This is a genomic window from Ralstonia sp. RRA (assembly GCF_037023145.1).
GTDB lineage: Bacteria > Pseudomonadota > Gammaproteobacteria > Burkholderiales > Burkholderiaceae > Ralstonia.
This window is the reverse complement of record NZ_CP146092.1, coordinates 1,170,411-1,183,274: the sequence shown is the minus strand read 5'-3', so window position 1 is coordinate 1,183,274 and position 12,864 is coordinate 1,170,411. Positions and strand designations below refer to the sequence as shown.

Genomic DNA, 12,864 nt, shown 5'->3' with positions numbered 1-12,864 from the left:
CGCTATGAACGCGTTCAAACAACACACGGGTCAGGCCACGCGGCCTGGCCGCTGGACCCCGCTGGCGCTGGCTGCCGCGCTGTTCCTCGCGGCCTGCTCGCTGGCCCCGACCTACGAGAAGCCGGACGTGGGCACGCCCACGGCTTTCAAGGAAGCAGCACAACCGACAGATGCACCGCTGGCTGCCGGTGAACAAGGCAAGTGGAAGACCGCCGAGCCCTCCCTGCCCGCCGACGGCGCGTGGTGGAAGATCTTCAATGATCCGACACTCGACAAGCTCGAAGCACAGGCGGCCGAGGCCAGCCCCACGCTGGCCGCTGCAGCCGCACGCGTGAACCAGGCGCGCGCCTTTGTGCAAGCCAACCGTGCAGCGCTGTTCCCGGAACTGGATGCGGGCTTCGGCCCGACGCGCCAGCGGGCTTCGGCCGCATCGGCGGGCTTGCCGGTGGGTGCGCCTGTGCAGCCGCAGACGTACTGGCGCGCGCAGGCCACGGTAGCGTATGAGGTCGACCTGTTCGGCCGCGTGCGCAACAACATCGATGCGGCCGGCGCCGATGCAGAGCGGGTAGAAGCGCTGTACCGCGCGGCCCGCCTGTCACTGCAAGCCGACGTGGCGCAGACGTACTTCAGCCTGCGCACGCTCGATGCAGAAGAGGCCTTGCTGGCCCGCACGCTGATCGGCCGCGAAGAGGCTCTCAAGCTCGTGCAGCGCCGCTTCAAGACCGGCGACATCGGCGAGCTCGACGTCGCCCGCGCTGATACCGAGCTGGCGACCGCACGCTCGGACCGGATCGGCGTACAGCGTCGTCGCGCCGTGTTGGAGCATGCGTTGGCTACGTTGCTGGGCAAAGCCCCCGCTGACTTCAACATGGACGGGCAGCCGCTCACCACGCTGGATGTGCGCGTGCCGGCTGGCCTGCCCTCCGCCCTGCTGGAACGCCGCCCGGACGTGGCCGCCGCCGAGCGTTCGATGGCTGCGGCCAACGCACGCATCGGTGTGGCGCGCGCGGCGTTCTTCCCGCAACTGCAACTGACGGGCGGCTTCGGCTACGAGTCACACGACATCGGCGACTTGCTCAAGTGGGGCAGCCGCACGTGGATTCTCGGGCCGTTGGTGGGCACCGCGCTGTCGCTGCCGATCTTTGACGGCGGTGCCCGCAGCGCCGGTGTGAAGCAAGCACGTGCAGCGTACGAAGAGAACGTCGCCAACTATCGGGAAAGCGTGCTCGTCGCCTTCCGCGAGGTGGAAGACAACCTGTCTGACCTGCGCCTGCTGGCCGATCAATCCAAGGCTCAGGACGATGCCGTGCGCGCTTCCACGCGCGCCGCGCAGCTCTCGCGCACGCGCTACAACGCGGGCTCGGTCAACTACCTGGATGTGATTGATGCCGAGCGCAACATGCTGTCCGCCGAGCGCGTCGGCGTGCAGCTCGCCGGCAGCCGCGTGAATGCCACGGTGGGGTTGATCAAGGCGCTGGGTGGTGGTTGGGGTGACTTGCCGCAGGAACGGGCGAAACCGGCAACGGTGGCGCAGCAGTAAGGATTCTCTTCTCTCTCTGGAAAGCGAGACTCTGCGCGGCTTCGGCCGCGCTTTTTTTACCTGAACACCTCAGAGCTTGATCTTCGTTTCCAGAAACTCCAGATACTTCGGATCGTCTTCCAAAAAAATATCCAACCCACCGCCCATGTAGGCGCGGGTCAGTTCATCTGCGGCTTTGTGGAAATTGCCCTGCTCGTAGTAAAGCTGACCGAGGCGGAGATGGATGTACGGGTTGCCCAATCCTTTGGGGCACTGCACGGCGTTGCAGGAGCACTTGAACGCCTTGTCGAAGTTGTTCGTGCGGAAGTGCACGTCGCCGATAGCGACGTAGATCCACGTGGCGGCTCCCCAGTCGAGCGGGCTGTCCGGTAGCAGGCGGAGCGCGGCGATGTATTGCTGCTTGCCGGCTTCGAGGTCGCCCTGCTCGACCATAATATCCCCTTCGCTGCACAGTGCCGCGATTTGCGTCTGGATGGCATATGGCAGCTCGGACATTGGTGCGGCAGCAGAAGGGGAAAGCGGAGGCGCTACCCTTATTCCATCAGATCGTTCTTCTGCGGATCGAAAACAATGCTGCCCTCGATATCCTGCAGAAACTGCATCATGTCGACGATCTGATTCGTGTATTCCCGGTCATTGTCATCTGCAAAGACGACACGTACACGCCGGTCAATGCCAGAGAGCTCGCGCGGAGAGCGCTTGCCGAGAATCTCCTGAATCTGAGCGGACTCATCCTGAATGCGGCTTCCCTCTTCGTAAGCAACGCGCATCAGCCAGTTTCCCCAGCGCAGGGCAAGCGTATCCGTCTTGGCAAATGGCAACCGCTCGAATTTCAAGGAAAAGTCCTCCTCGTTCTCGAAGTACGCCTTCAGCTCGTCGGCCAGGGATTCGTTCGAGATGACTGGCGATTGTTCGGTCAGCAGGGCAAGTAGAGAAAACGTCATTCCTTAATTCCTTTTCCAGGGGCCTTTATCCCCAATATCAATTGGATTGAATTCGCGTGTGGTTGGGTTGTATTCGATCACACCGCCGCCCGTCTGGCGAATGTTGTCCAGAAGCGGCTCCGAGATCGTTTGCGTACGGGGTCCGACGATGAGGTTGAATGGCATGTCATTCTCCGCTGCATACTTGTGGAACGCGCGTAGCTGGTCGTTGTTCGTCACCTCCACCCAGTTCTTGACGTCGGTCACCCCAAACTCCTTGCCAACGGGCAAATCGGGAATGTACCCATCAATGGACACGGGCTTTGAGCCGCGCCCCAGCGGGGCACCAAGGTTTTGCCGGACTTCCTGTTCGAAGCCGTTTCCGCTTTCGTTGTTGGACCACGCTTGCTGCGCTTTCTTGTACCAAGCATCGGGGCCCAGCTTGTTCTTAGACGCTCCGTCGAGATAGCGATCGTAGCGCCATTGGTGTTCCAGCGGAATACTGCCATAGTCAACCTTGCCACCAGGGTTCCCGGTCTTGCCTGGCAGCTCCGGCAGCGTGCCGTCTGCACCGGTCTTCGACAACCTCGCTGCATCCTGGGCGGAGTACCCCTTGGCGCGTAGTTCCTTGTAGCGGTCGATGCGCTCCTGGCAAACCTGCAACCCAAGCGGATCCATCTCCCGCAGCGGGTTCTGCACGTAGCCGTGCGTACGGTGCCCACCCGGAATCGCAATCGGGTCGATGCTGAGATAGCAGCCGCTGTCCGGGTCGTAGTAGCGATTCAGGTTGTAGTGCAGGCCGGTTTCTTCATCGGCCCATTGCCCGGCAAAGCGCAAGCTGGTGTCCAGCAAGGCACCTTCATCGTGCGCCTTCTCATCCAGCCGCTTGCCCCATAGGTTGTAGCGCGCAGACCAGATCTTCTCACCCGTGGTGCGATACATCTCCAGCGGCAAGCCGGTGGGTGCGCTGAAGACAGCGTACTGCGCCCCATCGCGCTCCTGCGCCAGCGGCGTAAAGCTTTCGGGCTCGAAATGCCATGTCGTGGCCACGCCGTCCGTGCCATCGGGCTGGCGGTCCCAACGTTCGGCAAGCGTGTAGCCGTCCCACACGAATCGCACTGCGCGCCCGGTATCGACATGCGTCTTTTCGATGCGTCGGCCAAAGGCGTCGTAGCGGTACGTCCAGGTTCCGTTGTCGGGGGTGTGCACCTCCACCAGGCGGTTGAGGCCATCCCAGGTGTACTGCCACGTACGCGCCGGAGCCCCAGGCCGGTCAATGGTCTTTTCGATAACGCGCCCGCGTGCGTCATAACGGTAGTGGACATGGCCAGCCTGCACGGGCAGACCACCCGCCAGGTAGTCGTGCCGATCGACCGGGCCTTGGCGGCCATGCGCGGCAATATTGCGGGACGCATCGTAGGCGTAGTGCTCTGCGGGCTGGCGGATGCTGTCGACGGCCGTTACCTGCCCGCACTCGTCGTGCGCGTAGGTCAAGCTGTCGGCGTCGGTATCGACTTGTGTGAGTTGCCCTGCAGCGTCGTAGCGATAGCGCTGGCGGGTGAGACGCTGCAGCGCCTCCACGGGGGTTGATTGCAGCACGTCGAAGGCGGCGCGCGGGCCGACAGCCTGGCGCTGCAGACGGCCAACCACGTCGTACTGCCGCTGCAGGACAAACTCACCTGCCTGCCGCCCCGTCTCGCGCCCCACCAGATCACGTTGGATGGCGAGATCGCCAACCTGTGTCAGTGCGCCCAGCGCGTCATACGCGTAACGCGTCTCTCCATGTGGCGTCTTGCGTGCGCTGCGCCGCCCTTGCGCATCGTATGCGTGTGCCAGGCGCTGGCCGTGTTGATCCTCTTCGATCAGGCGGCCCTTGGCGTCGTAGCGGAAGCGATTGATGTAGGTGGTGCCGCTTTGCACCGCTGCCGCCGTCATGCGCCCCGCTGCGTCATAGCGATACACGAGCTTGACATCGCCCGCATCGATCGCCACAGGCCGATCCCCCGCGTCATAGCGATACAGCCACACTCCACCATCGGGCCACGTCTTCTTGATCACGCGCCCGGCAACGTCACGCTCGTAGTGAGAGACGCGGCCACCCCAGTCGATCTCGGTCACAAGCCGCCCGGCTGCGTCGTAACGGTACTCCCACACCTCGCCGCGCGCGTTGGTGATGCGGGTCGGTCGCGTCGCGTGGTCGTACTCGAAGCGGGTGGCATGACCGGCTGCATCGATGGTGGCGGTCAGCAGATCGAACGGGCCATAGGTATGACGGGTGACGCGCCCCAGCGGATCGGTGCTTGCAACAGCCAGACCTTCCGTGTTGTAAGCGATGCGCTGCGGGCTGCCATCCGGCAGCGTGGTCTGCGCCCGGTCGCCACGGGGGTTGTCCAGGCCGGCGGCGTAGTCATGACGCGTGACGTTGCCATCTGCATCGGTTTCTTCCAGCAGGCGGCCAAGCGCATCAAAGCGCGTGCCGAGCTTGGCACCGGTGGGCAACCGCGTGCTGATCAGGCGGAGCTGCGCGTCATAGTCGAAGCGGGTTTCCTGTTCGTTTTCCGTTGCACGCAGGAGCTCGCCTTGTTCACCATACCGATAGCGTTTGACCTGGCCATCGGGCTCGGTGCGTGCAATCAGGCGATGCCTGTCGTCGTACTCCAGGGCCACGCGATCGCCGTTCGGCTGTACCACTGCAGCCAGGCGGCGCTGCGCGTCGTATTTGAACAGCGTGGGGCTACCCTCCGGGTCACCCATGCTGGCCAGCCTGCCGTGTTCGTCGTACCCGAAATCGGTACGTCGCCCGAGCGCATCGGTTTGCGAGGCCAATCGGCCGAGTTGCCACTCCCGCTGGGTAACGTGCCCGAGCGGGTTGACCTCACGCGTGACCAGTCCCTCGGGGTTGTGCTCATAGCGCCATTCACCATCGACATCGAGCACGCGTGTCAGGCCGTCTTCGTAGATGAAGCGGCCGGTGTGATAGCCCTCGCGCGTACCGGTTTCGATCACGCGGCCAGCGCTGTCGTAGGCGTAGCGCACTTCGGTCTGGTCGGTGTCACGCCAACTCGTCATCCAGCCGTGCGCGTCGTAGGTGTAGCGGAACTGGCCGTGCTGGAGGCTCGACACCTGCGTGAGCATGCCGCCCTCGTACGCGTAGTCGACCAGGCGGCGCGTGTCGCCCGAAACTTCATGCAACGTGATGCTGGACACGGTACGTGCATCACCGGAATACGCCAGCACCAGCGCGTCACCGACGGTGTGCCGCAGCGTCGTCAACCGGCCATCCGTGTCGTACTCGAAGTCGATGGCATTGCCGTTCCAATCTTCAACGCGCTCGATACGAGATGTCGCCCCCTCGGCCAGCGGCGCGAACCACAGGATGCGGCGCGTTTCGTCGTCGAGGATGCGTGGCGCGGTGCGCGTGCCCTCCAGGTGATAGCGTGATTCGCGCAGGTTGATGCCGTTGAGATCGGCGTCCGGCGCTTCAAACGTGATGGTCAATCCACCGCCATCAAAGAAGCGAACGAGGTGGCCCTCATCCAGCCGCAAGCGCTGTGACCAGTTGGTCGACCACTTTGGGCCGAGCAGACCAGCGTCGTCCGAACGCGTGCGGTAGCGGCGCGTCAGCACCAGCGGCAGCACACCGGGCAGCGACACGTCCGTGCGAATCTCCACCATCTCGCCGGTGGCAACGTCGATCGGGTCTTTGCAGTTGGTGGCGGTCTCGTCCTTCACGCCATCCCGCTCGGCAGACTTGTTCGGCTCGCCCGGCGCCTTGCCCCCGATCATGCCGCCCAGCTTGGCGCCGAGCAGACCGCCCAGCAGGCCCGCTACAAACTCTTCACCAGCCGTCAGCTCTGGATTTTTGGGGCCGAACTGTCCGGTGGTCTTGTCGATCAGGATGCTCTTGCGGCCAGAGTTCACCTTGCCGCTGCAATGGCTCGAATGGCCGATGCGCACGATCGGCAGCTGATTGACCGTGATGGTCAGGCTGCCTTCGACCAGGGGTTCGGGCCCGGGGTGCTTGTCGCAGGCAATGATGTCGGTCACGCGCGCAGCGGCCTTGCCCTCGAACGTGACGTTGCCCGAGCCCGAGGCGATCTTGCCGCAGTTGCTGCCCATGCTCTGGCTGGCGGCGGCCAAGCCGCTGCCGAGGCTCAGGCCACCTGCCATGCATGCACCCACGATCACCGCACCGGCCAGCCCACCGGTAGCAACCGTCGCGGCAACCGCCGCTCCAATGGCGACCCCGATTGCGAGACCAGCCACCATGCCCCAGAAGCCTGATGAATGTGCGATGTCATCGCCCACGCACGCCGGATGGGGATCGCCCTTGCCGATGCTCAGACCCAGCTTGTCGCCAAGCCATTCGGCGCCTTTTTCAACCGCGCCCGTGACGCCGATCTTGCCGAGCAGCCAAGCACCGCCCAGTGCCACTACAGCAGGCACAGCGGCCAGCGCCGCAGCACCGGCAGCAGCCGCACCGGTCGCGCCTGCTGCGGTTGCGGCAGTGCCGGCTGCGTACGCACCATAGCCGACGTCGGCGCCCAACATGCCGTAGTTGGCGCCGTCCACCCACTTCATCTGCGACTGCTTCTTCGCCTCGCCGTCTTCCAGGTTCTGGAGCGCGGCCATGCGCTCCTCAGCAGTGCCGCTTGGGCCCGTCGGAGGCGTTGGCGTGCTCGGATCTTGATCGGCCATGACTGCGCTGTGCTCAGGCCGGCTCGTTCAGGCGCAGGCTCTGTACGACCCCTTCTACCAGCGCCTTCTGGCTTGGGCTCAGCACGCCGGGCGCAGTGAACGTGAGCATCAGTACCTGCTTGCCGTTCTCCACCATCGTGAGCAGTTGCTGCAACGGGCGCCCGTTGTTTGACCACTTGTATTCGTGCGCATAGGCTGTGCGGCCGGATACCGTGGTTTCGTTGCTGGCCACGGCTTCGTAGTCGGGCACCTGCTTGGCGAGCTTCTGCAGCTCGCTCGTGGCGTACTCCGCAAACTGCATGCCCCACGGCAAACGTTCACGCGTCACGACAAAACTCACGCCCTCCGTGCCAGTTGCGGCAGAGACGAACACGTTCATCGTCTTGTCGATCCAGTCGAGCGGGAGCGACAGAGAACCTTCCTGCATCTGATACATGGTGTCAGCCGTTGTCCGGGTTGATATGGGTGTTGGGGGCCTGGATCTTGATCTCGGCCGCATCGAGCCGGATGGTGGATGAACCCTTGTGCAGCTCGATCGCGTCGGCCGTCATGTGGATCGACGTCCCGCCCGCACCACCCACCTTGATCCACAGTTCCTTGGCTTCGATCGTGTGCACACCCGCGGGCGATTTCTGCGTCGTATTGCCCTGGGTGACGGTGTGGGTCTGATCACCCACGGACACCGTCGTCTCATAGTTGCCCTTGGCTACGGTGAGCTTCTTGTCGCCCTTGCCGACGGTCGTTTCCATGTTGCCGGTGTCGATCTGCGCCTTGTGGTCGCCCTGCGTCACCAGCGTGGTGTGGTTGCCCTTCACGGCTTCGCTCATGTTGCCGGTGGACACCTCCGTTGCATGGTCCCCTGTCGACACCAGGATCGTCCGGTCGCCCTTGATGACGTGCGTGCTCTGCGCGTCCTGCACGACGGTGTTCATGTCTTTCTGCGCATGCATGAAGACTTCCTGCGCGCCATTCACATCGGAGAAGCGCAGCTCGTTGGAGCCACCGCCCTTGTGCGTCTGGCTGCGGATGCCCATGGTCTGGCCGTTGTCGCCGTGGTAGGGGTTGGCGGCCTCGCCGTTGAACACGCGCCCGACGATCACCGGGTTATCGGGATCGCCCTCGTTGAAGGCGACGATCACCTCTTGCCCGATACGCGGGATGGCCGCGCCACCCCAGCCCGCACCCGCCCACGGCTGTGAGACACGCACCCAGATCGAGTCGGACCCATCCTGCTTGCCGCGCCTGTCCCAGTAGAAGTGCAGCTTGACGCGGCTGCCGTCGGTATGGATTTCTTCGCCCTTGGGGCCCACCACCACCGCTGCCTGCGTGCCGTACATGTAAGGCTTCGGCGTGCGGCGCTCGGGGCGGAACGGCACCTCCGCCGGCAGACACGTGAAGCTGTTGCGGTACGGCAGATCGGTGCCGTTGCGCGTGTAGTCGTTCACCGCGTGGTGCCGCACGTGCAGCAGCACGAAGGGCTTGTCATCGTAGGCGGATACCGGGTGATTGGTCAGCCGAAAGCGCCCGCCCGTGGTCATGGCCTGCACAAAGCCCGTGCCCTTGAAGCGATGCGCCAGCGCTTCTTCCGCCTCCATCGCCTGGCGCGCATAGCGCCGGCCGTCGTCGCCGTGGTCGTAGAGCGAGTGATATTCGTAGCGCTCAGTGCCGCCAATGTTGGGGTTCTTCAGCGTGGTGGGCACCTCCACGTGCATCAGCGGTGACGATGGTGTGTCGTAGTTGAAATCCCGATAGGTGATCTTGCCGACGCGAAAGTTGAATGCCTCGTCCCAGCGGTCAATGCCGTTGCGCTCGCTGGCGGCGCTGGCGCCGTAGTACGGAATCGAATCCACGGGTTCGAGCGGCTTGAACGTGTCGTTGGTGTCGCCAATCACGAGCACGTGCTTGTCTTTCTCGTAGCGGTGCGTCCACAGCATGCCCTCCTGCTCCATCAAACGGGCGCAGAAGTTGTAGTAGGACTCGCGGTACATGACGATGTACTCAAGCCGCGTCTGTTCCGACTTCAGGTGGAATTCGAAATCATGAAAGCCAAGCTCGACAAAGATCTCCGAGAGGATCTCTTCAGCGGTCTTGTTCTGGAAGATGCGGCAGTCGGTTGAACGCGTGAGGAACCAGAACCACGGCACCACCGTCATCTCGTAGCGCGTGACTGAGCCTGGATGCCCCACCCGCCCGAACGATGCAACGTAGCCCTGAAAGTAGCGCTGGCCGATCTCTGGGCCGCCCGCCAGTTGGCTGAACAGACCGCCGCTCGACTTCGGCTCCAGCGACACCGACACCTGCTGCCCGACGATCTTGTCGATCTCGATATCACTTTGGTGCGAGAGCAGATCGAGATGGATCTCCGGCAGGCGGTTGACGTACTCGTCCACCACCAGCGCGTTGACCAGCAGCACGTCGTGCCCGAGCGGCGATTCCATCCGCACGAAACGGCTGTCCTGCGTCAGGCGCGCCTTGGCGCCCGACATGCCGTTGATGGCATCGGCAATCGAGGCCGGCGTGCGCCCGAGCAATGACATGCCCGTCTGCGCCAATTGCGCCGCACGTGCAGCACCGCCGATCAGCCCTGCGCCCGGCACATTGCCAAGCATGCCGGCGGCATCCGTCAGCAGGCTCGTACCCGCCTGCAACCCGCTGCCAGACAGCGTCGAAAGAAAAGCATTGCCGGACGGCGCATTGCCGCCTCCGGTTGTTGTGAAACTCATGGGCCCGCTCCCATCGTCCTATGCGATCTGCACCGGCCGGGCCAACTACGCAGTCAACAGAAACACCCGTTGTCTTCGGCCGGAATCCCCCCGGCACGTCCAACCGATACGTTGTCGATTGGCGATGGATCGCATGCTAGTGGAAGCTTGCGTTTGGCAGATGAGCGTTCCGTTACTTGGAGCCTGAAACTTTTTGAATTCTGGTTTAACGCGTTTTAATCGCGACGCGCGACGTCACTACGGAAGCACTTGGTGACTTCCGTGGTCGAGCAACATTAACGTTTGATAAAAAGCGCGGTGTCTTCAAAACGCCGCAGCGCGCTGAACGGCGTCTACGAATCCTGCCCAGAGCCGCTCTTCAACGGCACATCCAGCGCCAATCCTGGCGTGTTGCGCAGCGGGTGCTTGAGCAGTCCGTCGACGAGCGTTGGCGACACGTAGTGCGGGCCGTCGAACAGGTAGACCTTGAGACCTTGGTAGTGTGCCAGTTGCGGCGCCAACTCATAGGCGGTGGCGGGGCGGAAACCGCCACGGCGTTTGGGGCGGAACGCCTCGGCAATCACGCGTACGCGCTCGGTGCCGAAGCGCCCAGCCAGCGCATTGGCATAGGCGCGCGCAGTAGCCGGATCACGCTTGAATGCACCGCAACCGTCCTGCCAGAACACGCCCACATCCGCAGGCAGCCAGCGTGCAACCCAGTCGGCAAATTGCTGGGCGCCAAGCTCGCTATGGTCGTACACGCTGATCCACAGCGGGCGCGGCAACCGGTCCAGCGCGCGCTTGAGCCGCGCCATGTCTTTCCAGGTGGGATCGACTTCCACCGGGAAGTACCAGCCCTCGACATTGACGGGCGGCCGCACTGCCACCAGATGCCGCGAGCGCTCGGCCAGCTCTTCAACGTGGGCACGTGCCCAGGTTTCATCAAATGCCCCGGCCAACCCGACGATGACATTGCGCGCCCACGGTTCAGCGGCAATGCGTGGCCAATCCGGCGCATGCACCATGGCCGACGGCTTGGCGCCGGGCACGAAGGCCGCATCGTCCACGGCCGTCCATTGCACCAGCAAGTTGCTGACACCAAGCCTGTCCCAGGTGCCCTTCGGGTTCTTGTGCAGGGCATCCGGCTGCCAGACGACGCCCTGTGCGAGCGGTTCGCCGGCAAGCTCCTGCGCGATCGCCCCGCCCGTCAACGACCCGGACAGGGCCAGCGCCACGACCAGCGCGGCACATCGCCAGGAAGGACGCCGCTCATCCATTGAGCTTGCCCTCGGGGTGGCGGATCGGGTTGAGTTGCATGTCACGGTAATCCTGTGCCAGTTTGGCGCGGTCAATCTTGAAGTTGACGGACACCGGCAACGTCTGCCGCGGGATCAACTCCGACGGAATCATATACGGCGGCAGCGCCTCACCCAGCGATGCCTTCCAGTCCTGTGGCAAAAACGACGACTGCGCATCGCCCGATGCCGGCTGCACAAAACCGACAATGCGCGCCACCGACCCATCCGGCCGCCGCAATGGCACCGCTGCAGCGTTCTGCACGCCGGGCAGCTTGCCGAGTGCAGCGTCGATCTCCATCAGCTCGATGCGGTAGCCACCCACCTTGACCTGATCGTCGATCCGGCCGTGGCAGAACAGGCGACCCAGCTCATCCACCGCACCCAGGTCGCCCGTGCGGAAACCGCGCGTGCCGTTGTGCGAGAACATGCGCGTGGCGTTGAGGTCTTCGCGGTTCAGGTAGCCCCGCATCACATGCGGGCCGGCAATGCACAGTTCGCCGTCTTGCACAAAGACCTCGCTGCCGCGCTTGGGATAGCCGATGGGCAGCTTGTCTGCGCCGGCAAGCATCGCATCGTCCACCACGATCCAGGTGGTGGCCACGGTGGCCTCGGTGGGGCCGTAGGTGTTGATGATGCGCGCCTTCGGAAAACGCTGCCGCAAGTGACGTGCCAGCGACACCGGGAGCACCTCGCCGCAGAACAGGAAGGTGTCGAGCGTGGGCAGGCCTTGCTCCGAGAAATCCGGCTGCAGTAACTGCTGTTGCGCAAACGACGGGGTCGACACCCACGTCGTCACGCCGTGCGCGGCCAGCGTCTTCAGGAACGCATCGCCCTGCGTAATGGCCTCGCGCGAGGCCAGCACCACGGTACCGCCCAGCGCGAGCGTTGCCATCACCTCGTACATCGACAAATCAAAGCTGAACGGCGCCTGATTCAGGAACACCGGTGCCGAGCCGAGCGCAAAGTCGTATGCCATCCAGTCGACCAGGGTGTGAACGCTTTCGCGGCCGATCTGCACGCCCTTGGGCTCGCCCGTGGTGCCCGAGGTGAACAGCACGTAGGCAAGCCCTTTCTCTTGCAGCGGTTGCGGGCTGCTGGCATGCGGCAGCGTCTCGAAGGCTGCGGTGCGCGCATCGTAATAGGCATGCGCGCCCAGCGTGTGCGCGATGCGGCCCATCCGTTCATCCGGGTAGATCGTGTCGAGCGGCACAAAGGGGGCGCCCAGCATCAGTGCCCCGGCAATGGCAACGAAGAACGCCGCTTCCTTGTGCCCGCGGATGATGACCGGCACATCGGCGGCAAAGCCCGCCGCGCGTGCCTGTACGCACCACGCGGCAGCCTCTTGCGCAAGCGCCTGCCAGGTGAGCGTGCGATCGGCGCCGATCACCGCATCGTGGTTGGGCCGCAGCCCGGTATCGACAAACGTGCCCGTATGAAGATCAAGCCGCATCGCCCTTCTCCTATCTGGTGGATTGGATATACGCCGCCAACGCGTCGACCGAGGCCAGATGCTCGGCAATTTCCGTGGGCGGCACACGCACACCAAACTGCATTTCAACAGCCATCACGATTTCGACTGCCAGTACGGAATCGACCAGCCCCATTTCGATCAGCGGCGTGTCGGGTTCGACCGTGCGCAGTACGATGTTCTCGACAAGCGCCTTTACATCGGCCAGCAGGGTTTCGGTTTGAGTCATGATCGG

General features: G+C 63.8%; 9 protein-coding genes. 1 reads left to right on the top strand and 8 read right to left on the bottom strand.

Features of this window, described 5'->3' with window-relative positions:
- Nucleotides 1–4 precede the first annotated feature (4 nt).
- Nucleotides 5–1,540 (top strand): efflux transporter outer membrane subunit, encoded by a 1,536-nt coding sequence (locus V6657_RS23405; protein WP_048935878.1) that lies wholly within the window; start codon nt 5–7, stop codon nt 1,538–1,540.
- 69 nt (nt 1,541–1,609) lie between these two features.
- Here V6657_RS23405 and V6657_RS23400 read toward each other — a convergent pair whose 3' ends face one another.
- The 8 genes from V6657_RS23400 to V6657_RS23365 form a co-directional block, all read right to left on the bottom strand.
- On the bottom strand, nt 1,610–2,035 hold the full coding sequence (locus V6657_RS23400; RefSeq protein WP_048935877.1) for a tetratricopeptide repeat protein: 426 nt from the start codon (nt 2,033–2,035) through the stop codon (nt 1,610–1,612).
- A gap of 38 nt (nt 2,036–2,073) precedes the next feature.
- Complete coding sequence (locus V6657_RS23395; RefSeq protein ID WP_048935876.1) at nt 2,074–2,484, bottom strand: hypothetical protein; 411 nt, start codon at nt 2,482–2,484, stop codon at nt 2,074–2,076.
- Nucleotides 2,485–2,487: 3 nt separating this feature from the next.
- On the bottom strand, nt 2,488–7,161 hold the full coding sequence (locus V6657_RS23390) for a DUF6531 domain-containing protein (RefSeq protein ID WP_137884939.1): 4,674 nt from the start codon (nt 7,159–7,161) through the stop codon (nt 2,488–2,490).
- A 13-nt stretch (nt 7,162–7,174) separates the two neighbouring features.
- Nucleotides 7,175–7,597, bottom strand: coding sequence for a DcrB-related protein (locus tag V6657_RS23385; protein ID WP_048935875.1), 423 nt, complete (start codon nt 7,595–7,597; stop codon nt 7,175–7,177).
- A 4-nt stretch (nt 7,598–7,601) separates the two neighbouring features.
- Complete coding sequence (gene tssI, locus V6657_RS23380; RefSeq protein WP_053166430.1) at nt 7,602–9,884, bottom strand: type VI secretion system Vgr family protein; 2,283 nt, start codon at nt 9,882–9,884, stop codon at nt 7,602–7,604.
- A gap of 332 nt (nt 9,885–10,216) precedes the next feature.
- On the bottom strand, nt 10,217–11,140 hold the full coding sequence (locus V6657_RS23375; RefSeq protein WP_182570814.1) for a hypothetical protein: 924 nt from the start codon (nt 11,138–11,140) through the stop codon (nt 10,217–10,219).
- A complete protein-coding gene (locus V6657_RS23370; RefSeq protein ID WP_048935874.1) occupies nt 11,133–12,611 on the bottom strand; it encodes a D-alanine--poly(phosphoribitol) ligase in 1,479 nt (492 codons plus the stop codon). Before V6657_RS23370 ends, V6657_RS23375 begins: the two co-directional genes overlap by 8 nt.
- 10 nt (nt 12,612–12,621) lie before the next feature.
- Nucleotides 12,622–12,858 carry an acyl carrier protein gene (locus tag V6657_RS23365; RefSeq protein WP_048935873.1) on the bottom strand — a complete coding sequence of 79 codons (237 nt, stop codon included), beginning with the start codon at nt 12,856–12,858 and terminating at the stop codon, nt 12,622–12,624.
- Nucleotides 12,859–12,864: the final 6 nt, after the last annotated feature.